Consider the following 26,834-nt stretch of genomic DNA (forward strand, 5'->3'; position numbering starts at 1 on the left):
CTCAATATCAAAGCGCATTCTGCGGATTAACCATCGACTGCCAACGGCTGCCATCGGTATAACAACCTAGGTGACCCAAACCGTAACCACCGATAACCTCTTGGTGGCATACCTCAAGCTGAGCTTGAAGCTGAATCACCGATACTTGCACATCAAAGCGATGAGACTCCGGGCGATGTTCGAGCACTAACTGTTCAGCCGCCACGCCTTGCTGCAACAGTACGATGCGGTAATGCTGCGCCAACTTTTTACCTTGGGCGTTGTAGCTCGTGATTTGCCATTTACTGCCCGCTTGATTCGGATACTTACGAACAAACTGAGTGAGCTTATTCATGGCATAAACTTGGTCCTGACTTTGTACCGCAAAGTTAAATTCTGTCGGTTTAAGTGCAATGCTGGTCCCGCGAGGTTCAACAATATGGTCGGCGCAGCCGGATAGTGCTGTAATCGCAAATAGCGCTAACATCCAGTTTTTCATTGACGGAAACCTCCCGCGTTAAGAACCTCACCAGCCCATTGGTCTTGAGCTTTGTCATAACTACCATCAAGTGCAAAAAAGCGTCGTAACGAGCTGGTTTTTTCCATGGTTGGTAGCTGGATTTGATTGGCTTTCACTGGTTTCACCAAGTTGACGGTTGCCACAATAATCAGCTCGGTTTTGTTGCGTTCTGTTCCTGTGTGACGAAACAGCGCTCCTAAAACAGGAATGTCACCAATAAAAGGAATTCGTGTCAGCGATTCACGCTCCTCACTATTAAGCAAACCACCCAGAACAAAGCTTTGACCATCACCTAATTCAACGGTGGTTTGTGCACGACGAGTTTTGAAAGCCGGTAAATCAAACACTTCGCTGGTGTAGGTGCTATCCAAAGAACTTACTTCTGGTGACAGTGCCAATTTGATTTTGTCGTCACGCAGCACTTTAGCCATCAGGTCTAATCGCACGCCGAACTCCTTGTAATCGACATCACTGGCACCGTCGACCACCGTTACTACAGGCATTTCACCACCAACTAAGAAGCTTGCTTGCTCGCCAGAAATAACCGACAGATTTGGCTCTGCCAGCACTTGGCCTACCTTGTCAGAACCGACAGCTGAGATAACAGAAACAATGTCATCGGCACTAAAGCTGGTTAACTGATCGACAAAGATGCCAACATCACCGCCAGAGCCCATCTTGATACCAAAATCTTGAATAAAGCTGTGGGAGACTTCTGCAATGGTCAACTTGACGTTAACTTGCTTCGTCGCGGTGACTTCAATGTTGTTCACCACACCTTGATAGGTAGGGCGAGACATAAAATCCACTTGAAGGTCGTCAGTCGAACTATCGAGTTCTGGCATTTCAAAATCATGGTTACTGGAAGACTTACCCAACAACTCACCCACCAAGGTGTAGATGTTGTCGCGTTCATTGTCTGAAACGGCACTACCACTCAATACAACATTGCTACCAATACCGTTAACTTGAACATCAGAGTATGGATACTGCACTTGAATTTGCTGCTCAATATTGCGGTAGCTTTTGCTGACAATCAGGGTTTGGTTGATAAGCTCAAAACCATCACGGTCAAACACGATGAACGATGCTTCACCTTCTGATTTACCCAGTAACACCACCTTGTGAGCATCGATAACTTGGTAGTCCGCCACTTTTTGGTTAGAAACAAACACCGAATCAACTTCAGCTTTAAACGATAGGGTTCTTGCGCCACCAGCCGAAAGCGTCGTTATGCCCTGAGCCTGTAAAGCCGTGGAAACAAGCATTAAGCAATAGATGCTAAATCGAGTTATGGTTTTCATCTTGCCTCCTAGTTGAATCGATATTCTTTGATCGATTGGGTTTTCGTGGTTTGCCTTTCATCAGCAAAACGAATCACATCGCTTGAGTTCGCATGCAGTTCATCCACAAACTGCTCACCAATCGATTTATGTACCGTAATTTCTGCAATGCGTTTTGCTACCGACAACTTAGCCAACTGACGGTTAGTTACTTGCAACACTAAAGTGACATCAGTGGCTTTCTGGTCGGTCAAGGTGCTAACTGAACGCTGCTTTGAGGTCATGTACAATACGGGCACTTGAGCAATTAGTGGTGTCATGGTCAGGTGTTTAATATCCGACACGGTGTTGTCTGCCGAGAGATTTTGATCCATGGTAGAAATCACCGAGATATCGACCAAGTCACCAACGGCAATCGTCCCTCCTACCACATCATCACCCGGCACCGTGATATTGAACGGCGCGTAACCAGGCTTAGCCATAGTAGAGAGGTAATCGCTTTCTCCCGGCGAAGTCAGCCTCTCTTGCGTCACCCATTCACCTCGCTTCAGGGCTTCAACCGCAATTAGGCGCTTGCTCCAATCGAGCTTAATATCGCGATCAATCCCTTGTTGCGCCGCTTGTGACTCGGTTAAGTATTCAATCACCAAATCTCGACGTTGTAGTGGTTCACCTCGTTTTAGGTCGCGCTTTAACGTCCAGACTTTAAATTTTTTCTCTTCTTTCTTCGGCTGTTGTGTTTGTACAACCGGAGCAGTTGGCTGTGATTGAGTCACGCCATAAAGCCCGACCGAAATGGCAATCGCCGCCAAAACAAGAATGACTTTTGAATTCATGGTTCACCTATAAAGATGCAGCGATGCCAAACAGGCTTCCGAGACAAATGGGCACACCATAAGGCACGCCTCTTTCCATCCCAGCAGGATGATTACCGACTTGGCTAACGAGCCACTGCGTCAGAGCAAGCACTCCGCCCAAAGTGACAATCAACCAAATCGTCAACGGCAAAAACTGCGGTGCAATCATCAGTGCAAATGCAGCCAGTAATTTGCTGTCCCCCGCTGCGAGGATTCGTAGTTGAAACAGCACAGCACCTATCACCAATATCACCATTGAAGACAGTGCGTGACTGTACTCCCCTTTACTCAAGACAAAAAAAACACCCAGCAAAGCAACACTTAACGCCACTCCATTGGGTATTTTTCGGTATTTGATGTCTTGATAACTGGCTATAAAAGCCATGGTGGCAAGGGGAAGCAGCCACCATAGTTTTCCCAACAAGCTATTAGCCAGCAGCGGGAGCAGAGTTCGCAGCCGTGATGTTGCTTGAAATAGTATCGATAGCACCTTGTAGAGATTCACGTAGTGCATCGTTAAATACTGCTAGTACGATTGCAGACATACACACGCCTAGGATTGCGTATTCAATTGCTGTTACGCCGCGCTCGTCGTTTTTGAATGATTCGATGAACAGTTGTGTTTTTACAAATAGGTTAGTAAACATTTTGACTCCTCAATTTTTCTAACACGTCAAAAAGATGACGGAGGAGATAGTAAGAATTGAGGGGATTTTGAGCAAACCTAGACGATGGTGCCTGACACTGCTCTGACAGATAGTGAGGTTTCATTCAGGTTGGATTCAGTTTCCGAATAAGAAAACGTTTACTTAATCACAACAAAAATCATTGTGGTCCGATTTTTTCTTTTTCGGCTTAATTCACACTTTGCGTCGTATAGACATTAAGGTAAGGTCAAGGATTATCCTATTGACCAGTCAAAGACTGGCGTTAAGACACATAAAGCAATCACAATGAATTAGGTATAACGACACATGCAGTTCTCTAAGTTTGGTGAAAAATTTAATCAGTACTCCGGTATCACGCAGTTAATGGACGATTTAAATGATGGTCTGCGCACACCAGGTGCCATCATGCTCGGTGGAGGTAACCCAGCCGCCATTCCTGCCATGCTCGATTACTTTCGCCAAGCCAGTGAGGAAATGCTCGCCAGTGGAGAGCTCGTCGCCGCCCTCGCCAACTATGATGGCCCGCAGGGCAAAGATGCGTTCGTTAAAGCGCTGGCTCAGTTATTCCGTGAAACTTACGGCTGGGATATTTCCGAGAAAAACATCAGCCTAACTAACGGCAGCCAAAGTGGCTTTTTCTACTTATTCAACTTGTTAGCAGGTAAACAGCCAGACGGTTCGCACAAGAAAGTGCTACTGCCTATCGCGCCTGAGTACATCGGTTATGGTGACGCAGGTATTGATGAAGATATCTTTGTCTCTTACCACCCAGAGATCGAGCTGTTGGATAACGGTCTGTTTAAATACCACGTCGATTTTGAGCAGCTCACGGTCGATGACTCTGTTGCGGCAATCTGTGCGTCTCGCCCAACTAATCCAACAGGTAACGTACTGACAGACGAGGAAGTTCGTAAGCTGGACAAGCTAGCACGTGAGAACAACATTCCGTTAATCATTGATAACGCCTACGGTCTGCCTTTCCCGAACATCATTTTTGAAGATGTCGAACCGTTCTGGAATGAAAACACCATCCTGTGCATGAGCCTATCTAAACTTGGCTTGCCGGGCGTGCGTTGTGGGATTGTGATTGCGAGTGAAGAAATCACTCAAGCATTAACTAATATGAACGGCATCATCAGCCTAGCACCGGGCAGTGTTGGTCCAGCGCTGGCAAACCACATCATTGGTAAAGGCGATCTGCTTAAACTGAGCTCAGAGGTGATTAAGCCGTTTTACAAGCAGAAGTCGCAACGTGCGGTTGAGCTGCTCCAAGAAGCGATTACCGATGAGCGATTCCGCATTCACAAACCGGAAGGTGCTATCTTCTTGTGGCTATGGTTCGATGAACTGCCAATTACGACAATGGAACTGTACCAACGCTTGAAAGCGCGTGGGGTTTTGATTGTTCCGGGAGAATACTTCTTTATTGGTCAGAAGGACGAATGGGATCATGCACACCAATGCTTGCGTATGAACTACGTTCAAGACGATGAGATGATGCAAAAAGGCATTGCGATTATCGCAGAAGAAGTGGAAAAGGCTTACCGCGAAGGTAAATAGACCGATTGAACTCAGCCGCTTCTCTTTGAAATTGCGGCCTTGCAATAGTGGCTTTGAAAGCCCCAAACTAAAAAGAGCGCCCTTTTCCATAATGGAAGGCGCTCTTTCTCATTCTATAACCGTGTGGTTAGCTGAAATATCTTTAGCTGATTAGCTGTTTTCAATCAGGTTATTGCCACCAATAGCAATCTTACGTGGTTGCATTGCTTCTGGAATTTCACGAACTAAATCCACATGAAGCAGACCGTTTTCCATTGATGCACCGACAACTTTTACGTAATCCGCAAGTTGGAATTTACGTTCAAAGTCGCGCTCTGCAATGCCTTGGTAAACGTAGTTTTTACCTTCTTCGGCTTTACGCTCGCCCTTCACGATCAACATGTTTTCGTTTTGAGTCAAATCGAGCTGATCTTCAGCAAAACCAGCAACTGCCATAGTAATACGGTAGTTGTGCTCGTCTTTTTGCTCGATGTTGTATGGAGGGTAACCGCCAGAAGTATTCTTCGCAGAGCTTGCTTCCATTAGGTTGAACAGACGGTCGAAGCCAATTGCATTACGGTATAGTGGTGAGAAATCTACATTACGCATAATCTATCCTCTTTTAAGCAATAGTCTTAGCCCAGATGAAGGTCATCCACGTGGCGCATTTATGCAAGAAAACGCCGAGCTAAGGGATCCGATGATTCATTCCTCTGACCTACTCTTTAGGTGCGGGGACATGATGTCGAATCTAGGGTCAAGTTGTGTGCTAATACTGAGTATCCTCTCCTGAGCAATCTCGTTTAGCGATTCCAGAGGCGCTGTTCTTCTCTTGTTGAGCAAGTTAGCCATCCCTCTTCATAACTAGATATAAGGTCGAAAAATGGGCTTTCAAGGGCTCCGATGAAAATATTTTTAGATCCCCGACTCGGTCATTCCTCCCTCTCGAAGCGTTCCCATATTCATAGGGCACAGCCATTCTCGTATCTCGACTCTTTTATCTCGTTTCTACCCCCATAAAAAACGCCACCTCTTGCGAGATGGCGTTTTTAGTATGATTTGACTGAGTCTGTCCGACTACACGTCTAGGTTTGCTACTTTAAGTGCGTTCTCTTCGATGAAGTTACGACGCGGCTCAACTTGGTCACCCATTAGCGTTGTGAACAATTGGTCTGCGCCTACCGCATCTTCAATTGTTACTTGCATCATGCGACGTGTCTCAGGGTCCATTGTGGTTTCCCAAAGCTGATCTGGGTTCATCTCACCTAGACCTTTGTAGCGCTGTAGGCTTAGACCACGACGCGACTCTTTGATTAGCCACTCAAGTGCAGATGCAAAGCTTGTTACAGGCTGAGTACGCTCGCCACGTTTGATGTAAGCGCCTTCCTCAATCAGGCCATCTAATGCTTCCGAAAGCTCAGCTAGCTTGTTGTACTCTTTCGAGTTCAATAGGTCGATGCTTAGTGCGTAGTCATGCGTCACACCGTGAGTACGTACGATAATCTTAGGTAGGTTTAGACCTAGCTCTTCGTGTTGCTCAACTTCGAAGCTGTATTGGCTTGCGCCCACTTCTTTCGCGTTTAGCTGTTCAACTAGCTGTTTTGTCCACGCTTCTACTGCTGCAGCGTCGTGGCATTGCTCTGCCGTTAGGCGCGGCGTGTAGATTAGCTCATGAACTAGCGCGCTTGGGTAACGACGGCTCATGCGATCCGCCAGCTTGATACCTGCGTTGTATTGCTGAACTAGCTTCTCTAGCGCTTCGCCTGCCAATGCTGGCGCTTCTGCGTTTACGTGTAGCGATGCGTTATCAAGTGCCAAAGCCACTTGGTATTGGTTCATCGCGTCTTCATCTTTGATGTACTGCTCTTGCTTACCTTTCTTCACTTTATAAAGCGGTGGCTGAGCGATGTACACGTAGCCACGCTCGATAAGCTCTGGCATTTGACGGTAGAAGAAGGTCAACAGTAGCGTACGGATGTGCGAACCATCGACGTCAGCATCGGTCATGATGATGATGTTGTGGTAACGCAGTTTGTCCGGGTTGTACTCGTCACGACCGATACCACAACCTAGTGCCGTGATCAGCGTCGCTACTTCTTGAGAAGATAGCATCTTGTCGAAACGTGCTTTTTCTACGTTAAGAATCTTACCTTTTAGCGGTAGGATTGCTTGGTTCTTACGGTTACGGCCTTGTTTTGCGGAGCCGCCTGCCGAATCACCCTCCACTATGTATAGTTCAGAGAGTGCTGGATCTTTTTCCTGACAGTCTGCAAGCTTGCCTGGCAGACCAGCTAGGTCTAGCGCGCCTTTACGACGAGTCATTTCACGAGCTTTACGCGCTGCTTCACGAGCACGAGCAGCATCGATGATTTTAGAACAAACCATCTTAGCTTCTGTCGGGTTCTCAATTAGGAACTCAGACAGTTTCTCACCCATTGCTGATTCAACCGCTGATTTAACTTCTGAAGAAACCAGTTTGTCTTTAGTTTGGCTAGAGAACTTAGGATCTGGCACTTTAACCGAAACAACTGCAGTTAGACCTTCACGAGCATCATCACCCGACGTTGCTGTTTTCGCTTTCTTAGAGAAACCTTCTTTATCCATAAAGGTATTCAGCGTACGCGTTAACGCCGCGCGGAAACCAGCAAGGTGAGTACCACCATCGCGTTGCGGGATGTTGTTAGTGAAACAGTAGATGTTCTCTTGGAAGCCATCGTTCCATTGCATTGCCACTTCTACTGCAATGCCATCTTCACGTTCAAAATCGAAGTGGAAGATTTTCTCGATGATTGGTGTTTTGTTGGTGTTTAGGTGATCAACGAATGCTTGAATACCACCTTCAAACATGAAGTGGTCACTCTTGTCTGCTTCACGCTCATCAACCAACTTGATAGAAACACCAGAGTTTAGGAAAGAAAGCTCACGTAGACGTTTTGCTAGGATATCGTAATGGAATTCGATATTTGTGAAGGTTTCAGCACTTGGCCAAAAACGGATTTGTGTACCCGTTTGGTCTGTATCGCCCACAACCGCTAGTGGCGCCTGAGGTTCACCATGGTGGTAAGTTTGCGTATGGATATGACCGCCACGATGGATAGTCAGTACTACTTTTTCAGACAGTGCGTTTACTACTGAAACACCTACGCCGTGAAGACCGCCCGATACTTTGTATGAGTTATCGTCGAACTTACCACCAGCGTGAAGTACCGTCATGATAACTTCTGCTGCTGATACTTTTTCTTCTGGGTGCAATTCTGTTGGAATGCCACGACCATCATCCGTAACTGAAACCGAGTTATCCTCATGAATTGTCACAACGATGTCTTTACAGTGACCTGCCAACGCTTCATCAATTGAGTTATCCACCACCTCAAAGACCATGTGGTGAAGACCGGTGCCATCGTCCGTGTCGCCAATGTACATACCTGGACGCTTACGAACCGCATCCAGACCCTTTAGTACCTTAATACTCGATGAATCGTAATTTTCAGACATGAGTTTCTCTCTTCTAGTTTGACTCTATCCTGCCATGTTCCACATGAAACAATTTGCCCGTATCGTCCAACATATCGGCGATTTGGCTATCAGTGATAGAGCTTACAAATACTTGTGCGCCCGTCTCTTTTAAGCAGTCAGCAAGACGCTTGCGACGTTGGCTGTCTAATTCCGACGCAAAGTCGTCAATTAGGTAAATACATTGTTTTCCGGTCATCTCGGTAAGATGTTGTCCCTGCGCTACACGCAATGCACACACCATGAGTTTTAACTGACCGCGTGAAAGAACATCTTCTACTGGTGTTCCATTCACTTTAATTCGCAAATCAGCCTTATTCGGGCCACTAAAGGTGTACCCCAATGACTGATCACGCTCGAAATTCTTTTCTAGTATCTCATGATAGGGTGTGTCTTTATCCCATCCACGATAATACTTTAATTGGATCTCAAATTCTGGCAAAAATGTCTGGCAGATGGTTTCCGCTACAGTTTTCATCTGTTCGATGTAATGCGCACGCCATTGGCTGATATTTTCAGCCAACCTAGCCATCTCTTGATCCCAATAACTGAGCTCTCGATAACTGTTAGCGGTTTTTAACAGTGCATTACGTTGCTTGTTGAGACGTTTAAATCGCCCCCATGCATCATAAAAAGCGGGTTCCGTATGAAACACCCCCCAATCGATGAATGCACGGCGATGTTTAGGTCCATCCGTAAGGAGATCAAACCCTTCTGGATGTATCAACTGCAACGGCAGAACTTGTGCAAGCTGCGCCAGTTTTTGCCCAGATTGACCGCCTATTTTAACCTCTGTTGAACCATCACGCTGCTTATTAATGCCGATAGGTAGCTCAAATTGATCCGAGTTCAAAAAACGACCATGAACAAACAGTTCATCACACTCATTTTGGATGATTCGTCCGGTCAACGAGCTCTTGAAAGAGCGTCCGTGTCCGAGCAAGTAAATCGCTTCTAAGACACTGGTTTTACCGCTGCCGTTCGGTCCAATAAGAAAGTTAAAGCCTGTCGATAAATGAATATCACAGGCTTTAATGTTTCGAAATTGCTGAATGATAAGGCGAGAAAGTGGCATTCAGATGGCTTATAGACGAATTGGCATTACCACATACATGGCACTGTCGTCGTCTGCGTTTTCAATCAACGCACTGGCGTTGGCATCCGACATCGACACTCGCACTTTTTCACAGCGCAATGTATTAAGCACATCCAGCACATAGCTTACGTTGAAGCCGATTTCGATCGCGTCACCTTCAAAGGTTACGTCCAGCATCTCTTCTGCTTCTTCTTGCTCTGGGTTGTTCGCCGTAATGCGCATTTCACTGCCCGCAAGATTCACGCGAACACCACGGAATTTTTCATTAGAAAGAATGGCAGCGCGAGAAAACGCTTGGCGTAATTCATCACAGCTTGCTTCTAATGTTTTGTTGGTACTTTGCGGCATTACGCGGCGATAATCTGGGAAACGGCCATCAACGAGCTTAGAAGTAAAAATGAAGTTGTTCACTTCTGCACGCACATTTGAACTACCGATTTGTAGTACAACAGGTTGCTCTGGTGCATCCATTAGCTTAACCAGCTCTTGTACGCCTTTACGTGGCACGATGATTTGCTTTTGCGCAAAATCAGCACCCAGTTGTGTTTGAGAAACTGCCATACGGTGACCATCAGTCGCTACACTGCGTAGCGTCGTACCGTCGATTTCAAACAGCATGCCGTTTAGGTAATAACGAACGTCTTGGTTCGCCATTGAGAACTGTGTTTTTTCGATCAGTGTACGTAGATCAGACTGAGTCAGTGACACTTCAACTTCACTCTGCCAATCTTCGATGTTCGGAAAATCGTTCGCAGGAAGTGTGGCCAATGAGAAACGGCTACGACCAGAACGAACTTGTACACGATCGCCTTCCAGCACGAAGGTGATGATAGAGTCATCTGGAAGACCGCGGCAGATATCGAGAAACTTACGAGAAGGAACGGTAATGCTGCCTGCTTCAAAATCCCCTTCTAGAGTCACTTTGCTCACCAATTCCACTTCCAAGTCGGTCGCGGTCATGGATAACACATTATCTTCTACTTTAAGCAGTAGGTTACCCAGAATTGGTAGGGTCGGTCGGCCACCTAATGCGCCTGAAACCTGTTGTAGCGGTTTGATTAAATGACTACGTTCAATAGTAAATTTCATGCTTGGCTCTTTACGCTGTCAGCTCAATTAATGATTTGCTTGGAATACTGTCATTCTAACCGATTAAGAAGACAGGGTGCGAATCAAGTTAGAGTAATCTTCTTTAATATCGTGGCTCTCTTCACGCAGCTGCTCAATCTTGCGACAAGCATGCAGTACCGTGGTGTGGTCACGACCACCAAATGCATCGCCGATTTCCGGCAAGCTGTGGTTGGTCAGCTCTTTTGCTAATGCCATTGCCAACTGGCGAGGACGAGCAACCGAGCGAGAGCGACGTTTAGACAGCAGGTCCGCCACTTTAATTTTGTAGTATTCCGCCACCGTCTTTTGAATGTTGTCGATGGTCACGAGCTTTTCTTGCAGTGCCAACAAGTCACGTAGCGCTTCACGAACGAAATCAATCGTAATTGGACGACCCGTAAAGTTTGCGTTTGCGATAACGCGGTTCAGTGCACCTTCGAGCTCACGAACATTTGAGCGTAGACGCTTAGCAATAAAGAAGGCCACTTCATCCGCTAGGTGGATTTGATGGTCTTCCGCTTTCTTCATCAAGATCGCCACGCGCGTTTCAAGTTCTGGTGGCTCGATCGCAACCGTCAGACCCCAACCAAAGCGAGATTTCAGACGATCTTCTACACCGCTGATCTCTTTTGGATAACGGTCAGACGTTAGAATGATCTGTTGGTTGCCTTCCAATAACGCGTTGAAGGTATGGAAAAATTCTTCCTGTGAACGCTCTTTATTAGCAAAGAATTGGATGTCATCGATAAGAAGTGCATCAACACTACGGTAGTAACGTTTGAATTCTTCAATCGCGTTGTTTTGCAGTGCCTTTACCATATCTTGCACAAAACGCTCAGAGTGCATGTACACCACTTTTGCGTTTGGATTGTTATCCACAATCGCGTTGCCTACAGCGTGAAGCAAGTGCGTTTTACCTAAACCCGTACCACCATATAGGAAAAGTGGGTTGTAGGCTGCGCCTGGGTTATCTGAAACCTGACGTGCTGCCGCTAAACCAAGTTGGTTCGACTTACCTTCAACGAAGTTGTTGAACTTGTGTTTCGGGTTCACGTTTGAGCGGTGGTTGATGTTCGCGATTGCTTGAGCGTCGTCATCCCACGTTTTATGTACAGGTTTACGAGCTTGCAATTGTGCAGGCGCTGAAGACTCAGCGGCCACATCGGCCGGCGTACGTGTCGGTACCGGCTTAGGCGCTGCAACTGGGCGGCTGCCCACTTCAAAGCGCAAGCTAGGGACGTCGTTACCACAGTATTCTTGCAGTAAACGGTTGATGCTGTTCAGGTACTTGTCACGAACCCAGTCCAAAACAAAGCGGTTTGGGGCGAACAGAGTGAGAGTATTGTCATTGAGCTCCGCTTGTAACGGACGAACCCACATGCTGAATTCTGTAGCTGGTAGCTCTTCTTGAAGCTGCTGCAAACATTGCAACCAAAGCGAAGATGACACGGTGCCCCCACTGAGTATTTGAATTATCGGAAAAGACTGGCAATTTTACCTGTTGATAACCAAGATCGCCAGCAATTGATCGACGATCCAGTGAATAAGATCTAAGTTATTCACAATTATTTAGCTGAACATAGAGAGATCAACACATCTTGCCCCAAGATTGCCCACACAACGATCCACATTTGGGCAAAATCCGTCAGATCCAGTAATTGGTGATAACTCTGTGTATGAATTTTCCGTCACCGTTGTTTTTTGATCGCCACTCCTGCTCTTTTCGATCGTTTTTTCATCATTTATTGCTAATTTTTGCCTACTCTCTATACCAAATACGATCTTATTACTCTCAGGACTAGGTTATTGCACTTGGTTATTTATTTAATTGAGCTAACTGACAGTAGTATTTCCAACCATAAAAGTATGGAGATGTATTATGAAAAACTGGATTAAGGTTGCCGTTGCAGCCATCGCTTTGTCTGCTGCGACTGTTCAAGCAGCTGTCGACACTGCCGCTACTGAAGTAAAAGTAGGCATGTCTGGCCGCTACTTCCCATTCACCTTTGTGAAGCAAGATAAGCTGCAAGGTTTCGAAGTGGATATGTGGGATGAAATCGGTAAACGTAACGACTACAAGATCGAATACGTCACAGCGAACTTTTCTGGTTTGTTTGGCCTGCTAGAAACAGGTCGTATTGATACCATCTCGAACCAAATCACCATGACAGACGCACGTAAAGCGAAATACCTATTTGCAGATCCATACGTGGTAGATGGCGCTCAAATCACGGTACGTAAAGGCAATGACAGCATCCAAGGCGTGGAAGACCTAGCAGGCAAAACGGTTGCAGTTAACCTAGGCTCTAACTTTGAACAGTTGCTTCGCAGTTACGACAAAGACGGCAAGATTAACATCAAGACTTACGATACGGGTATTGAACATGATGTAGCGCTGGGCCGTGCTGATGCCTTCATCATGGACCGTTTGTCTGCACTAGAACTGATTAAGAAAACAGGTCTACCGCTGCAACTGGCGGGTGAACCATTTGAAACCATTGAAAACGCTTGGCCATTCGTTGATAACGAAAAAGGTCGTAAGCTACAGGCGGAAGTGAATAAAGCACTTGCAGAAATGCGCGCCGACGGAACAGTAGAGAAGATTTCAGTGAAATGGTTTGGTGCCGACATCACTAAGTAAAACTTTTCTTCTTTTAGGACGCAGAGCTTTATCTCGCGTCCTTTTTTAACTCAATGACAAGGTGGAACTTCGTATTCCACCTTTTCTTTTCTCAAGGTAAGTCGTATGGGATTTGATTTTAATTACATGTTGGAACTGCTGCCAATACTGCTCAAGTATCTTGGCACAACCATGGAAATGGCCACATGGGGATTGGTCTTTTCACTGATTTTAGCCATCATTTTAGCTAATATTCGCGTATTTAAGCTGCCAGTTCTCGATCAATTGAGCCAACTTTACATCAGCTTCTTCCGTGGGACCCCACTTTTAGTTCAACTGTTTTTACTTTACTACGGCTTACCACAAATCTTCCCGATCATGGTCGGTCTTGATGCCTTCTCAGCGGCAGTGATTGGTTTAACACTGCATTTTGCCGCGTATATGGCGGAAAGCATCCGAGCCGCAATCATCGGCATTGATCGTAGCCAAATGGAAGCGAGCTTATCGGTTGGAATGACAACCCCACAGGCCATGCGCCGTGTTATTTTGCCGCAAGCAACCCGAGTTGCATTGCCATCTTTGATGAACTATTTCATCGATATGATTAAGTCGACTTCCCTCGCCTTCACTCTTGGTGTGGCAGAAATCATGGCCAAAGCACAAATGGAAGCGTCATCGAGTTTCCGCTTCTTTGAAGCGTTTCTTGCTGTCGCCCTAATTTACTGGGGGGTGGTTGTAATTCTGACGCGAGTACAAATTTGGGCAGAAGCGAAATTGAATAAGGCGTACGTACGATGATCAAATTAGAAAACATCCACAAACGCTTTGGTGACACTGAAGTGTTAAAAGGCATTGATCTCGATATCCAACAAGGTGAGATCATCGTCATTATAGGGTCCAGCGGTACGGGTAAATCGACACTACTGCGCACGGTGAACTTTCTTGAGCAAGCGGATGAAGGTCGCATCACCATTGATGACATTTCCGTCGACACACAAAAGCATACCAAAGCCGAAGTATTAGCCCTGCGACGCCGCACTGGGTTTGTTTTCCAAAACTATGCCTTGTTTGCCCATATGAATGCACGTCAGAACATCGCAGAGGGCTTGATCACGGTACGCGGTTGGAAGAAAGACGACGCACTTCAGCGTGCTCAAGAGATTCTGGATGACATCGGTCTTGGTGATAAAGGCGAAAGTTATCCAGCGGCATTGTCTGGTGGCCAACAACAACGTGTGGGCATCGGTCGAGCGATGGCACTTCAACCTGAACTGCTGCTGTTTGATGAACCAACTTCTGCGTTGGATCCTGAATGGGTTGGAGAAGTTCTCTCATTAATGAAGAAGTTAGCTAACCAACATCAGACCATGTTGGTGGTCACACATGAAATGCAATTTGCGAAAGAAGTCGCTGACCGAGTGATCTTTATGGCCGAAGGCAACATTGTCGAGCAAGGTTCTCCACAAGATATCTTCGATAATCCACAAGATCCTCAACTGCAAAAATTCCTTAACCAAGTGGGGATAGAGTAAAGATCAAGCATCAAGATCAATCGATCCTTGAGATTTTACTCACACTACGTATAATCGCTCGGCCGGAATTTCGTACTCATGAGTCATTGACACATTATGTGAGTGTGATTACAATTCCGCCTCTTTGTTGAGAGGCGTCGGTTGCTTCTCTCTATATAAAGAGTTTCTTTATATAAGAAAGCATATTGCCCACGCCGGGTTTAACAAGAACCTAAAACTACTGATCAGTAAAGGTAATTATCATGAAACGCACTTTTCAACCTACAGTTCTAAAGCGCAAGCGTACTCACGGCTTCCGTGCTCGCATGGCAACTAAGAACGGTCGTAAAGTTATCAACGCACGTCGTGCAAAAGGCCGTGCGCGCCTATCAAAATAATCGCTAGTTTATTTTGAACACGTACGCGTTTAATCGGGAGTTACGCTTGTTAACTCCCGAGCATTATCAAAACGTCTTCCAGCAAGCTCATCGAGCTGGCTCGCCTCATTTCACCATCATTGCTCGCAATAACAAACTTTCTCACCCACGATTAGGTTTAGCTGTTCCGAAAAAGCAAATCAAAACTGCTGTCGGTCGAAACCGCTTTAAGCGTTTGGCTCGTGAAAGCTTTCGTAACAATCAACATCAACTTCCAAATAAAGATTTTGTTGTGATTGCCAAGAAAAGCGCGCAAGATTTAAGCAATGAGGAACTATTTAAGTTGTTTGATAAGCTATGGCATCGCCTGTCTCGCCCTTCACGTGGATAGCCATTGGGCTCGTTAATCTGTATCGCTGGTTTATCAGCCCTTTGATTGGTCCTCGTTGCCGGTTCACACCAACTTGTTCTACTTACGCACTAGAAGCTTTGAGAGCTCACGGTTTTGTAAAAGGATGTTGGTTATCAGGCAAACGTCTATTAAAATGCCACCCTTTGAATGAAGGGGGGTATGACCCCGTTCCACCAGTCCAAAAACAAGACAGAGATAACTAACGATGGATTCTCAACGTAATATCCTGCTCATCGCTCTGGCACTGGTTTCTTTCTTGCTATTTCAACAATGGCAAGTAGCAAAGAACCCAGCACCTCAAGCGGTTGAACAGGCTCAATCAAGCAGTACTCTACCTGCACCATCTTTTGCTGACGATCTAGACCCAGTTCCTGGTCAACAGCAAGCTTCTGCAAAAACTATCACAGTAACGACTGATGTTTTAACTCTGTCGATCGACACCGTTGGTGGCGATGTGGTACATGCCGACCTAAACAAATACGCTGCTGAACTTGATTCATCAGATCCTTTCGTTCTGCTTAAAGATACTAAAGGCCACCAGTTCATCGCACAAAGCGGTCTAGTGGGTCCTCAAGGTATTGACCTAAGCAGCACTAACCGTCCTCACTACAACGTGAGCGCAGACAGCTTTACTATGGCTGACGGTCAAGACGAACTACGTGTTCCAATGACTTTCACTGCGAACGGTATCGAATACACTAAGACTTACGTATTCACACGTGGCAGCTACGCGCTAAACGTAGAATACGATGTCGTGAACAACTCAGGTAACAATGCAACCTTTGGTATGTACGCTCACTTGCGTCAAAACCTAATGGACGCAGGCGGTAGCATCACGATGCCAACTTACCGTGGCGGTGCTTACTCAACTGAAGATGTTCGTTACAAGAAATACAGCTTCGAAGATATGCAGGATCGTAACCTGTCTATCAACCTAGCAGACGGCCAAGGTTGGGCAGCAATGATCCAACACTACTTCGCTGCAGCGTGGATCCCACGTAACGAACCAGGTACAAACCTATACACTCGCGTAATTGGTAACCTTGGCGATATCGGTGTTCGTATGCCGAACAAAACTATCGCAACAGGTGACCAAGCTCAGTTCGAAGCGACGCTATGGGTTGGCCCTAAACTACAAAATGAAATGGCAGCAGTAGCACCAAACCTAGACCTAGTAGTTGACTACGGTTGGTTATGGTTCATCGCTAAACCACTTCACTCACTGCTTGCTTTCATCCAAAGCTTCGTGGGTAACTGGGGTGTGGCAATCATCTGTTTGACCTTCATCGTTCGTGGTGCAATGTACCCACTAACGAAAGCGCAATACACATCTATGGCGAAAATGCGCATGCTACAGCCTAAACTGCAAGCAATGCGTGAACGTATCGGTGATGACCGTCAGCGTATGAGCCAAGAGATGATGGAACTGTATAAGAAAGAGAAAGTAAACCCACTGGGTGGCTGTTTACCTCTTATCCTACAGATGCCAATCTTCATCGCGCTATACTGGGCACTAATGGAATCGGTTGAGCTACGTCACTCACCATTCTTCGGTTGGATTCATGACCTTTCAGCGCAGGACCCGTACTACATCCTGCCACTTCTGATGGGTGCATCAATGTTCCTAATCCAGAAAATGAGCCCAACGACAGTAACGGATCCAATGCAGCAGAAGATCATGACCTTTATGCCGGTTATGTTCACCTTCTTCTTCTTGTTCTTCCCATCAGGCCTAGTTCTATACTGGTTGGTGTCGAACATCGTTACGCTGATCCAACAAACTTTGATTTACAAAGCGCTGGAGAAAAAAGGCTTACACACCAAGTAACCTTTTAGTAAAAGAATAAGAAAGGCGGCCAAAAGGTCGCCTTTTTGTTTTTGGCTGATTACAATTCAGCTAATTAATGGTTATGGCTCCCTAGGACTTCAAATCCTATAGCCCAGCTCAAAAGGCAAGATTATGACTACAGATACGATTGTCGCTCAAGCAACCGCACCGGGTCGTGGCGGTGTCGGCATTATTCGTGTTTCTGGCCCTAAGGCCAACCAAGTAGCACTAGAGGTAACCGGTAAAACCCTAAAGCCTCGCTACGCAGAATACCTGCCATTTCAAGCGGAAGATGGCACCGTGCTAGACCAAGGCATTGCCCTTTACTTCCCTAACCCACACTCGTTCACAGGCGAAGATGTGTTAGAGCTGCAGGGTCACGGTGGCCCCGTGGTAATGGACATGCTAATCAAGCGCATCTTGGGTATTGAGGGCGTTCGTGCCGCACGTCCTGGTGAGTTCTCTGAGCGCGCGTTCTTAAACGATAAGATGGATTTAACCCAAGCAGAGGCAATCGCTGACCTGATTGATGCTAGCTCTGAAGAAGCCGCAAAATCGGCACTTCAGTCGCTACAAGGTCAATTCTCACAGCGTATTCAAACGCTGGTGGAATCTCTTATTCATCTGCGTATCTACGTAGAAGCAGCTATCGACTTTCCTGAAGAAGAAATCGACTTTCTTGCAGATGGTAAAGTGTCTGGAGACTTGCAAGCTATCATCGACAACCTTGATGCCGTGCGTAAAGAAGCTAACCAAGGTGCGATCATGCGCGAGGGCATGAAAGTTGTCATTGCAGGTCGTCCTAATGCGGGTAAATCAAGCCTATTGAATGCACTGTCAGGTAAAGAGTCCGCCATCGTAACCGATATCGCAGGCACTACTCGTGACGTACTACGAGAGCACATCCATATTGATGGAATGCCACTGCACATCATCGATACTGCTGGTTTGCGTGACGCTTCAGATGAAGTAGAGAAAATCGGTATCGAACGCGCTTGGGACGAAATAGCACAAGCTGACCGTGTGCTTTTCATGGTGGACGGTACAACAACCGACGCCACCGATCCTAAAGACATCTGGCCTGATTTTGTCGATCGCTTGCCGAACAATATGGGCATGACAGTGATCCGTAATAAAGCGGATCAAACCAGTGAAAGTATGGGGATCTGCCACGTCAATGATCCAACCTTAATCCGCCTATCAGCGAAGACGGGCTCGGGTGTGGATGCTTTGCGCACTCACTTAAAAGAGTGCATGGGCTTTTCTGGTAACACTGAAGGTGGTTTTATGGCGCGCCGTCGACACCTAGATGCGCTAGAACGCGCAGCTCAACACCTTCAAATCGGCCAAGAGCAGCTAGAAGGGTACATGGCAGGGGAAATCCTCGCAGAAGAGCTACGCATTACTCAGCAGCACCTCAATGAAATTACTGGTGAGTTTAGCTCTGATGACTTACTCGGCCGAATTTTCTCTTCATTCTGTATCGGCAAATAATAAAATGCGCGGTGTTAGGCTTGAGCTTACCACCGCGTTTCTTTTTGTACTGACGCTCAGAGACCTACGGGCGTTGGTATGACTCAATAAGGAAGACACATGATCCACATTATTACAGGCAGTACTTTAGGTGGCGCGGAATACGTAGGAGATCACTTAAGTGATCTCCTCAACGCAAACGGCTTCGAAACAACGATCCACAACCAGCCAGAGTTGTCTGCTATCGAGAATCAAGGCACTTGGTTGGTGATAACTTCAACTCACGGCGCGGGTGAATATCCAGATAACATTCAGCCTTTTATTGCTGCATTACAAAACACACCGCCTAAGATGGCAGACGTAAAGTTTGCTGTGATAGCAATTGGTGACTCAAGTTACGATACGTTCTGTGCTGCTGGCCAACATGCTTTCGACCTATTAGAAGACATTGGCGCAACACCAATCACAGACTGCTTGAAGATTGATGTACTTAGCTACGACGTACCTGAAGACGCTGCAGAAGTGTGGTTGAAGGAAAATCTGGCTCGCTTTTCTGCTTAATTCCTCTATCACAGAGTCGCATTGCGGCTCTGTTTCTCCCCATTGTGAATAACTTCTCTCAAAAAATTTTGTTCAACCGCTCAAAAAACACCCAAAACATCTGTGGATAAGTATACTAAGATCCAGTGACTTTCCTTTAGTTATCCAAATAATAACTTTGATCCATTTTTACCCCTGTGTATAAGTAGCGATTTTGATCTCAGGTAATCCTCGATCAGATCAAATCATGATCACAACTTTTGATCCAAAGAAGATCCATGATCTTGTTGATCATTTTCTACTTATCCACAGAAATGGTCGATCCTAATAATAGATCCAATAAAAGATCATATATATAGATCTTATATATATAGTCTTGGAGACTAAAATTTGAAAAGCGAGAAAACGATTCTCTCTCACAGATAAAAAAGGTAAAATACCGCTCTTTTTTATCTGTCCATTAAATCCTTTGAATACCTGAGGTCAGTTCATGCTTTATCACGAAAACTTTGACGTCATTGTTGTCGGTGGCGGACACGCAGGAACGGAAGCCGCGCTCGCATCTGCACGCACAGGACAAAAAACGCTTCTCCTTACCCATAACATCGATACATTAGGCCAAATGTCTTGTAACCCAGCTATCGGTGGTATCGGTAAAGGTCACTTAGTAAAAGAAGTGGATGCTATGGGCGGTTTGATGGCACAAGCTATCGACCATGCAGGTATTCAATTTCGAACACTGAACGCCTCTAAAGGTCCGGCAGTACGTGCAACACGTGCACAAGCGGACAGAGCGCTGTACAAAGCGTATGTTCGCGATGCATTAGAAAACGCCCCAAACCTTACTTTGTTCCAGCAATCGGTTGATGATCTAATTGTTGAGCAAGATCGAGCGGTTGGTGTGGTTACGCAAATGGGTCTTAAATTCCGAGCTAAAGCGGTGGTACTCACCGTTGGTACTTTCCTTGGCGGAAAGATCCACATTGGTATGGAAAGCTCATCTGGTGGCCGTGCTGGGGATCCACCGTCGATCGCATTAGCGGATCGACTACGCGAACTACCGTTCCGTGTGGATCGTCTAAAAACAGGCACACCACCACGTATTGATGCACGCAGTGTTGATTTCTCAGTGCTTGAAGCACAACATGGTGATAATCCAACGCCTGTATTTTCTTTCATGGGTAATCGTGATCAACATCCACGTCAAATCCCATGTTTTATTACGCACACCAATGAGCAAACTCATGAGGTGATCCGTAATAACCTCGATCGTAGCCCAATGTATGCGGGTGTGATCGAAGGTATCGGTCCACGTTACTGCCCGTCTATCGAAGACAAGGTGATGCGCTTTGCAGATAAAAACAGCCATCAGATTTTCATCGAGCCAGAAGGTCTAACAACGCACGAGTTATATCCGAACGGTATATCCACCAGCCTGCCATTTGACGTACAAGTGCAAATTGTTCGTTCAATGAAAGGTTTTGAAAACGCACATATCGTTCGTCCAGGCTACGCGATTGAGTACGATTTCTTCGACCCTCGTGATTTGAAGCAAACGTACGAAACCAAATTCATCAGTGGTCTATTCTTTGCTGGGCAAATCAACGGTACGACTGGTTACGAAGAAGCTGCAGCGCAAGGTTTAATGGCTGGCCTGAACGCTAGTCTGCATAGTCAAGACAAAGAAGGTTGGAGCCCACGCCGTGATCAAGCTTACATGGGCGTGTTGATTGACGATTTGTCGACCATGGGTACCAAAGAACCATACCGCATGTTTACGTCTCGTGCTGAATACCGTCTGTTGCTGCGTGAAGATAACGCCGACTTACGTTTGACGGACAAAGCGCGAGAACTTGGTTTGATTAATGATGTTCGTTGGGCACGTTTCAATGAAAAAATCGACAACATGGAAACCGAGCGTCAACGTCTGAAATCGACGTGGATGAATCCGAATTCTGCAGGCATCGATGAGCTAAACAAGCTATTGAAAACGCCAATGGCACGTGAAGCTAGCGGTGAAGATCTTCTTCGTCGTCCTGAGATCTCGTATTCACAACTGACGCAACTTGATGCGTTCGCACCAGCACTCGACGATCAACAAGCATCAGAGCAAGTTGAAATTCAAGTGAAATACGATGGTTACATTAAGCGCCAGCAAGAAGAGATTGAAAAATCATTGCGTCATGAGCATACCAAGTTACCAACTGATCTGGATTACAAAGACGTGAAAGGTCTTTCTAATGAAGTTGTAGCTAAGTTGACGGAAGCAAAACCGGAAAGTATCGGGATTGCCTCTCGAATTTCAGGTATTACCCCTGCGGCAATTTCTATTTTGCTGGTTCACTTGAAAAAACACGGCTTGCTGAAAAAAGGCGAGGACGAGTAAATGAGCGCACTACGCACAAAACTGGATGCCCTAATCGAAAAAACCGATTTAGAGGTATCTGAAAAACAACGCGAGCAGTTGGTCGGCTATGTCGAACTGCTCGACAAGTGGAACAAAGCGTATAACCTCACATCGGTTCGTGATCCACTTGAGATGTTAGTGAAACATATTCTTGATAGCATAGTGGTTAGCGCTCACTTACAAGGCGAGCGTTTTATCGATGTGGGTACTGGCCCTGGTTTACCAGGTATTCCTCTGGCCATAATGAGTCCTGATAAAACGTTCTTCTTGCTAGATAGTCTAGGCAAACGCATTCGTTTTATTAAACAAGTGGTTCATACGCTAGGTCTGAAAAATGTGACGCCTATTCAAAGTCGTGTCGAAGAATTCCAACCAGAAGAAAAATTTGATGGCGTTCTGAGTCGAGCTTTTGCTTCAATGACGGACATGGTGGAATGGTGTCACCATCTGCCTAAACAAGATAACGGGGTGTTCCTAGCACTGAAAGGACAGCACCCTAAAGATGAAATGGATCAGCTTCCTGAATGGTGTAGTGTGACAGAGATCATATCTTTAGCTGTTCCTGAGTTGGAAGGTGATCGTCATCTAGTAATCTTATCGCGCAAGGAAAATTAGCGAGGTAATCGTGGGTAAAATAGTAGCAATCGCCAACCAGAAAGGTGGGGTCGGCAAAACAACAACGTGCATTAACTTAGCAGCTTCGATGGCGGCAACAAAGCGCAAGGTTTTGGTGATCGATCTCGACCCTCAAGGTAATGCTACTATGGCCAGTGGTGTCGACAAATACATGGTTGACGCCACGGCGTATGATCTTCTGGTTGAAGATACCCCGTTTGAACAAGTGGTTTGTACTGAAACCACTGGTAAATACGATCTTATCGCTGCGAACGGAGACGTTACCGCTGCGGAAATCAAATTGATGGAAGTGTTCGCTCGCGAAGTTCGTTTAAAAAACGCACTTGCGCCAGTTCGCGATAACTATGATTTCATCTTTATTGATTGTCCTCCTTCTCTAAACCTTCTTACAATCAATGCCATGGCCGCAGCCGACTCTGTGCTGGTGCCGATGCAATGTGAATACTTTGCGTTAGAAGGTTTAACTGCTCTTATGGATACAATCAGCAAGTTAGCGGCCGTGGTCAATGAAAACCTCAAAATCGAAGGTTTACTGCGTACGATGTACGATCCACGTAACCGCCTGTCTAATGAAGTATCCGATCAACTTAAAAAACACTTTGGTAGTAAAGTTTACCGTACCGTGATCCCACGTAATGTGCGTTTGGCCGAAGCGCCGAGCCACGGTAAACCGGCAATGTACTATGACAAGTACTCCGCAGGCGCCAAAGCGTATCTTGCTCTAGCGGGCGAAATGCTCCGCCGCGAAGAAATCCCAGTTTAACTCTAACCTAAGGAATTCATCCCATGTCTAAGCGTGGTCTAGGAAAAGGACTGGATGCGCTGTTGTCGACCAGTTCGCTGGCTCGTGAAAAACAGCATATTGCATCGCACAGCCAAGCATTGTCGGCAGATGGTGAACTGACGGATTTAGCGATCGGTCAATTGCAACCAGGTGTTTACCAACCGCGTAAAGATATGGCGCCAGAAGCCCTAGAAGAGCTAGCGGCTTCGATTCAATCACAAGGCATCATTCAACCTATCGTTGTACGTCAAGTCGCAGGCGGTCAGTTTGAAATTATCGCTGGTGAGCGCCGTTGGCGCGCTGCTAAGCAAGCAGGGTTGAAACGTGTTCCTTGCTTGGTGAAAAAGGTTGAAGACCGAGCAGCCATCGCAATGGCGCTGATTGAGAACATTCAACGTGAAGACTTGAATGTGATTGAAGAAGCGCAAGCGCTTGAGCGTTTGCAAGATGAATTCACGCTGACTCATCAGCAAGTGGCCGATGTAATTGGCAAATCAAGAACGACCGTCAGTAACTTATTACGTCTGAATCAATTAGAAATTGACGTAAAAGGTCTGGTCGCCAATAAAAAATTAGAAATGGGTCATGCTCGAGCATTGTTGGCTTTAGAAGGCGAACAACAAATTGAAGTAGCCCTGCAAGTCGCTAAGAAGCAAATGACAGTTCGCCAAACCGAACAGTTAGTAAAAAAGTGCTTAGCGCCACAAAATGAGCAAAAAGCGCAACAAGAAGATACCGAAGCGGAGCAAATGTCGCATAAATTGAGTCAACTGCTTGATGCTAAGGTTTCTTTGGTCCGTTCTGCAAACGGCAAAGCGAAAGTGACGATAAGTCTTGATGAGCCTCACAAATTGGATCAACTGATTGCCAAGCTAGAGGCCTAGATGAGATAATTGATTTAGGTCAATTAATCAATTTAATCGAATTTTGTGTGAAAGTTGTCGGATTGTAAACAAAACTGTAAGTTTTTGATGCAATATAATTGCATTCAATTGTTCTCACCGTATAATTTTCGCCAATTTCCCTGCACATAGAGTTTAGTGCGAAGTGGATATTACTAGAGGTACGAATACATGGTAGCTGCGTTAGCTAGACCAGGACGAGAGCTCGCAAAGCAATTGTTAATGATCCAGTCTGGCGCGGTTATTTTTGTGGCGGCAGGAATGGCGGTGGCCGTGAATCCTGAATGGGGATTTTCAGCGTTGGTTGGTGGTGGCATTTTTGTCGTTGCCAATGCAGTATTCGCGCTCTTTGCTTTTATGTTTAGTGGGGCTCGCGCTGCAAAGCGTATTGCAGCTTCATTTTTCACAGGCGAAGCTCTGAAAATTCTCATCACGGTTGCGCTATTCTACGTTGCCTACATGTATATGCAGGTGGAACTTGTTCCCCTCAAACTAACCTATTTGCTGGTACTAGGTATTAATATCTGTGCACCAGTGCTATTCATTAACAACAAAAAATAGGATGAGTTATGGCTGCGCCAGGTGAAGCGCTAACATCGTCCGGATACATTGCCCACCACTTATCAAACCTTTCTTTAGCTAAGTTAGGCTTGGTAGCGGATGAAGCAAGTTTCTGGAACGTACATATCGATAGCCTGTTTTTTTCTTGGTTTACTGGTTTAATTTTCCTCGGAATTTTTTACAAAGTAGCGAAGGGAACAACAGCGGGTGTACCGGGTAAGCTTCAGTGTGCTGTAGAAATGATCGTTGAATTTGTCGCGGAAAACGTCAAAGACACGTTCCATGGACGCAACCCACTGATCGCGCCTTTAGCACTGACTATCTTTTGTTGGGTATTCTTGATGAACGTGATGGACTTAGTCCCGATCGACTTCTTGCCTTACCCAGCAGAGCATTGGCTAGGTATCCCTTACCTTAAGGTTGTACCGTCTGCTGATGTGAATATCACCATGGCTATGGCTCTAGGCGTTTTCGCATTGATGATTTACTACAGCATCAAAGTGAAAGGTCTAGGTGGATTCGCAAAAGAACTTGCACTACATCCATTCAATCACCCACTAATGATTCCGTTTAACCTACTGATCGAAGTGGTATCGCTACTAGCGAAGCCTCTTTCTCTTGGTATGCGTCTATTCGGTAACATGTTCGCGGGTGAGGTTGTATTCATTCTTTGTGCGGCAATGCTACCATGGTACTTACAATGGATGGGTTCACTACCGTGGGCAATCTTCCATATCTTGGTTATTACGATTCAAGCCTTCGTATTCATGATGTTGACAATTGTTTACCTGTCAATGGCACACGAAGACGCTGATCATTAATTTTTTAAGCTTTTTATTTGGGCACTAAGCCAACAACTATAAATTGGAGATAGTAATGGAAACTTTACTGAGCTTTTCTGCAATCGCCGTAGGTATTATCGTCGGTCTTGCTTCTCTTGGTACAGCGATTGGTTTCGCACTGCTAGGTGGTAAATTCCTAGAAGGTGCTGCACGTCAACCAGAAATGGCTCCTATGCTACAAGTTAAGATGTTCATCATCGCAGGTCTACTTGATGCGGTTCCAATGATCGGTATCGTAATCGCGCTACTATTCACTTTCGCAAACCCATTTGTGGGTCAACTAGCAGGCTAATTAACAACTCTGTTAATTGTATTTTTGTAGTTGATTCTTAAAAGGGAGTAGCTGTTGTGAATATAAACGCAACTCTGCTAGGTCAAGCAATCTCGTTCGCACTATTTGTGTGGTTCTGCATGAAGTATGTATGGCCACCGTTGATGCAAGCGATCGAAGAACGTCAGAAGAAAATTGCTGATGGTCTTCAAGCAGCAGAACGTGCTGCAAAAGACTTGGATCTAGCACAAGCCAACGCTTCTGATCAGATGAAAGAAGCGAAGCGCACAGCAACTGAGATCATCGACCAAGCGAATAAGCGTAAGTCTCAAATTATTGATGAAGCTCGCGAGGAAGCTCAGGCAGAACGCCAGAAAATCCTAGCGCAAGCGGAAGCAGAACTTGAAGCTGAACGTAATCGTGCACGCGATGAGCTGCGCAAACAAGTTGCTACTCTGGCTGTAGCTGGTGCCGAGAAAATCCTTGAGCGTACTATCGATAAAGACGCTCAGAAAGATATTCTCGACAACATTACTGCAAAACTTTAAGTCTGGGGGCGCATATGTCTGATTTGACTACAATCGCACGCCCCTATGCTAAAGCAGCTTTTGACTTTGCTGTAGACAAAGACCAGTTGGACCAATGGGGCCAAATGTTGTCTTTCGCTACTGAAGTTGCCAAAAACGAACAAATGAATGAACTTTTAACCGGTTCTGTTTCCGCCGAGAAAATGGCAGAAATTTTTGTTGCAGTTTGCGGTGAACAAGTTGATGCGCACGGTCAAAACCTGATTAAGGTTATGGCTGAGAATGGTCGTTTAACGGCCCTTCCCGATGTTTGTGAGCAATTCTTCTTATTGAAGAAAGAACATGAGAAAGAAATCGATGTTGAAGTCATTTCAGCAAGCGAACTTTCTGATGAACAGCTAGCAAGTATTGGCAGCAAACTTGAAGTGCGTCTTGAACGCAAAGTGAAGCTGAATTGCAGCGTAGATGAGACCCTACTTGGTGGGGTTATTATTCGAGCCGGAGACCTAGTCATCGATGACTCAGCGCGAGGTCGTTTGAACCGCCTGAGCGATGCATTGCAGTCTTAATGGGGATTG

General features: G+C 45.9%; 29 protein-coding genes. 19 read left to right on the forward strand and 10 right to left on the reverse strand.

The window, feature by feature from the left end; genetic code table 11:
• Positions 1 to 7: 7 nt before the first annotated feature.
• From L1076_RS24265 to L1076_RS24285, 5 genes are read right to left on the reverse strand one after another with little or no spacing between them, the layout of a single operon-like run.
• Positions 8 to 478: a hypothetical protein gene (locus tag L1076_RS24265; RefSeq protein WP_237304647.1), complete on the reverse strand. Its 471-nt coding sequence runs from the start codon at positions 476 to 478 to the stop codon at positions 8 to 10.
• On the reverse strand, positions 475 to 1,803 hold the full coding sequence (locus L1076_RS24270) for a pilus assembly protein N-terminal domain-containing protein (protein WP_237304648.1): 1,329 nt from the start codon (positions 1,801 to 1,803) through the stop codon (positions 475 to 477). The genes L1076_RS24265 and L1076_RS24270 overlap by 4 nt, the downstream gene beginning before the upstream one ends.
• Before the next feature lie 8 nt (positions 1,804 to 1,811).
• On the reverse strand, positions 1,812 to 2,618 hold the full coding sequence (gene cpaB, locus L1076_RS24275) for a Flp pilus assembly protein CpaB (RefSeq protein WP_237304649.1): 807 nt from the start codon (positions 2,616 to 2,618) through the stop codon (positions 1,812 to 1,814).
• Positions 2,619 to 2,625: 7 nt separating this feature from the next.
• Positions 2,626 to 3,063 (reverse strand): A24 family peptidase, encoded by a 438-nt coding sequence (locus L1076_RS24280; protein WP_237304650.1) that lies wholly within the window; start codon positions 3,061 to 3,063, stop codon positions 2,626 to 2,628.
• A 4-nt stretch (positions 3,064 to 3,067) separates the two neighbouring features.
• Positions 3,068 to 3,286 (reverse strand): Flp family type IVb pilin, encoded by a 219-nt coding sequence (locus L1076_RS24285; protein WP_009708042.1) that lies wholly within the window; start codon positions 3,284 to 3,286, stop codon positions 3,068 to 3,070.
• A 327-nt stretch (positions 3,287 to 3,613) separates the two neighbouring features.
• Between L1076_RS24285 and L1076_RS24290 the strand changes: the two genes are divergently transcribed.
• Positions 3,614 to 4,867, forward strand: coding sequence for a valine--pyruvate transaminase (locus L1076_RS24290; RefSeq protein ID WP_009699313.1), 1,254 nt, complete (start codon positions 3,614 to 3,616; stop codon positions 4,865 to 4,867).
• Positions 4,868 to 5,017: 150 nt separating this feature from the next.
• Here the strand turns inward: L1076_RS24290 and L1076_RS24295 are convergent, their stop codons facing one another.
• The 5 genes from L1076_RS24295 to dnaA form a co-directional block, all read right to left on the reverse strand.
• The gene (locus L1076_RS24295) at positions 5,018 to 5,455 is read right to left on the reverse strand and encodes an Hsp20 family protein (protein WP_005440850.1); all 438 of its coding nucleotides are present in this window, start codon (positions 5,453 to 5,455) and stop codon (positions 5,018 to 5,020) included.
• A 468-nt stretch (positions 5,456 to 5,923) separates the two neighbouring features.
• Complete coding sequence (gene gyrB, locus L1076_RS24300; protein ID WP_038875180.1) at positions 5,924 to 8,341, reverse strand: DNA topoisomerase (ATP-hydrolyzing) subunit B; 2,418 nt, start codon at positions 8,339 to 8,341, stop codon at positions 5,924 to 5,926.
• A gap of 13 nt (positions 8,342 to 8,354) precedes the next feature.
• Complete coding sequence (gene recF, locus L1076_RS24305; RefSeq protein WP_038870208.1) at positions 8,355 to 9,434, reverse strand: DNA replication/repair protein RecF; 1,080 nt, start codon at positions 9,432 to 9,434, stop codon at positions 8,355 to 8,357.
• A gap of 9 nt (positions 9,435 to 9,443) precedes the next feature.
• On the reverse strand, positions 9,444 to 10,544 hold the full coding sequence (gene dnaN, locus L1076_RS24310) for a DNA polymerase III subunit beta (RefSeq protein WP_038870207.1): 1,101 nt from the start codon (positions 10,542 to 10,544) through the stop codon (positions 9,444 to 9,446).
• A 63-nt stretch (positions 10,545 to 10,607) separates the two neighbouring features.
• Complete coding sequence (gene dnaA, locus L1076_RS24315; RefSeq protein ID WP_038870205.1) at positions 10,608 to 12,014, reverse strand: chromosomal replication initiator protein DnaA; 1,407 nt, start codon at positions 12,012 to 12,014, stop codon at positions 10,608 to 10,610.
• A 430-nt stretch (positions 12,015 to 12,444) separates the two neighbouring features.
• Here dnaA and L1076_RS24320 point away from each other — a divergent pair, with 430 nt between their 5' ends.
• From L1076_RS24320 to atpH, 18 genes are all read left to right on the forward strand, one after another.
• Positions 12,445 to 13,206 (forward strand): amino acid ABC transporter substrate-binding protein, encoded by a 762-nt coding sequence (locus tag L1076_RS24320; protein ID WP_038875186.1) that lies wholly within the window; start codon positions 12,445 to 12,447, stop codon positions 13,204 to 13,206.
• A 105-nt stretch (positions 13,207 to 13,311) separates the two neighbouring features.
• Complete coding sequence (locus L1076_RS24325; protein ID WP_038870202.1) at positions 13,312 to 13,983, forward strand: amino acid ABC transporter permease; 672 nt, start codon at positions 13,312 to 13,314, stop codon at positions 13,981 to 13,983.
• Positions 13,980 to 14,717, forward strand: a complete 738-nt coding sequence (locus L1076_RS24330; protein WP_237304651.1) for an amino acid ABC transporter ATP-binding protein — start codon at positions 13,980 to 13,982, stop codon at positions 14,715 to 14,717. The genes L1076_RS24325 and L1076_RS24330 overlap by 4 nt, the downstream gene beginning before the upstream one ends.
• 242 nt (positions 14,718 to 14,959) lie before the next feature.
• The gene (gene rpmH / locus L1076_RS24335) at positions 14,960 to 15,094 is read left to right on the forward strand and encodes a 50S ribosomal protein L34 (RefSeq protein WP_005378825.1); all 135 of its coding nucleotides are present in this window, start codon (positions 14,960 to 14,962) and stop codon (positions 15,092 to 15,094) included.
• 46 nt (positions 15,095 to 15,140) lie between these two features.
• Entirely contained in the window at positions 15,141 to 15,464 is a 324-nt protein-coding gene (gene rnpA / locus L1076_RS24340; RefSeq protein ID WP_009699098.1) for a ribonuclease P protein component, read from the forward strand.
• Positions 15,431 to 15,688 carry a membrane protein insertion efficiency factor YidD gene (yidD, locus tag L1076_RS24345; protein WP_005451046.1) on the forward strand — a complete coding sequence of 86 codons (258 nt, stop codon included), beginning with the start codon at positions 15,431 to 15,433 and terminating at the stop codon, positions 15,686 to 15,688. Before rnpA ends, yidD begins: the two co-directional genes overlap by 34 nt.
• Before the next feature lie 2 nt (positions 15,689 to 15,690).
• The gene (gene yidC, locus L1076_RS24350; RefSeq protein WP_039977916.1) at positions 15,691 to 17,313 is read left to right on the forward strand and encodes a membrane protein insertase YidC; all 1,623 of its coding nucleotides are present in this window, start codon (positions 15,691 to 15,693) and stop codon (positions 17,311 to 17,313) included.
• 132 nt (positions 17,314 to 17,445) lie between these two features.
• Positions 17,446 to 18,807, forward strand: coding sequence for a tRNA uridine-5-carboxymethylaminomethyl(34) synthesis GTPase MnmE (gene mnmE / locus L1076_RS24355; protein WP_237304652.1), 1,362 nt, complete (start codon positions 17,446 to 17,448; stop codon positions 18,805 to 18,807).
• Positions 18,808 to 18,906: 99 nt separating this feature from the next.
• A complete protein-coding gene (gene mioC / locus L1076_RS24360; protein ID WP_038870197.1) occupies positions 18,907 to 19,347 on the forward strand; it encodes an FMN-binding protein MioC in 441 nt (146 codons plus the stop codon).
• Positions 19,348 to 19,816: 469 nt separating this feature from the next.
• A complete protein-coding gene (gene mnmG, locus L1076_RS24365; RefSeq protein ID WP_237304653.1) occupies positions 19,817 to 21,712 on the forward strand; it encodes a tRNA uridine-5-carboxymethylaminomethyl(34) synthesis enzyme MnmG in 1,896 nt (631 codons plus the stop codon).
• On the forward strand, positions 21,713 to 22,348 hold the full coding sequence (rsmG, locus tag L1076_RS24370; protein WP_038875192.1) for a 16S rRNA (guanine(527)-N(7))-methyltransferase RsmG: 636 nt from the start codon (positions 21,713 to 21,715) through the stop codon (positions 22,346 to 22,348).
• A 10-nt stretch (positions 22,349 to 22,358) separates the two neighbouring features.
• A complete protein-coding gene (locus L1076_RS24375; protein WP_038870193.1) occupies positions 22,359 to 23,132 on the forward strand; it encodes a ParA family protein in 774 nt (257 codons plus the stop codon).
• A gap of 23 nt (positions 23,133 to 23,155) precedes the next feature.
• The gene (locus L1076_RS24380; RefSeq protein ID WP_038875194.1) at positions 23,156 to 24,037 is read left to right on the forward strand and encodes a ParB/RepB/Spo0J family partition protein; all 882 of its coding nucleotides are present in this window, start codon (positions 23,156 to 23,158) and stop codon (positions 24,035 to 24,037) included.
• A 189-nt stretch (positions 24,038 to 24,226) separates the two neighbouring features.
• Positions 24,227 to 24,616: a F0F1 ATP synthase subunit I gene (locus L1076_RS24385; protein WP_038870191.1), complete on the forward strand. Its 390-nt coding sequence runs from the start codon at positions 24,227 to 24,229 to the stop codon at positions 24,614 to 24,616.
• An 8-nt stretch (positions 24,617 to 24,624) separates the two neighbouring features.
• Positions 24,625 to 25,437, forward strand: coding sequence for a F0F1 ATP synthase subunit A (gene atpB / locus L1076_RS24390; RefSeq protein ID WP_020195196.1), 813 nt, complete (start codon positions 24,625 to 24,627; stop codon positions 25,435 to 25,437).
• A 55-nt stretch (positions 25,438 to 25,492) separates the two neighbouring features.
• Positions 25,493 to 25,750: a F0F1 ATP synthase subunit C gene (atpE, locus tag L1076_RS24395; protein ID WP_005372317.1), complete on the forward strand. Its 258-nt coding sequence runs from the start codon at positions 25,493 to 25,495 to the stop codon at positions 25,748 to 25,750.
• Between the two features lie 56 nt (positions 25,751 to 25,806).
• Positions 25,807 to 26,277: a F0F1 ATP synthase subunit B gene (gene atpF, locus L1076_RS24400; RefSeq protein WP_005451032.1), complete on the forward strand. Its 471-nt coding sequence runs from the start codon at positions 25,807 to 25,809 to the stop codon at positions 26,275 to 26,277.
• A gap of 14 nt (positions 26,278 to 26,291) precedes the next feature.
• The gene (gene atpH / locus L1076_RS24405) at positions 26,292 to 26,825 is read left to right on the forward strand and encodes a F0F1 ATP synthase subunit delta (RefSeq protein WP_042602391.1); all 534 of its coding nucleotides are present in this window, start codon (positions 26,292 to 26,294) and stop codon (positions 26,823 to 26,825) included.
• The last annotated feature ends 9 nt before the right edge of the window (positions 26,826 to 26,834 follow it).

The sequence above is a fragment of the Vibrio sp. MMG023 genome (assembly GCF_021654215.1).
In the GTDB taxonomy this organism is placed as follows: domain Bacteria; phylum Pseudomonadota; class Gammaproteobacteria; order Enterobacterales; family Vibrionaceae; genus Vibrio; species Vibrio jasicida.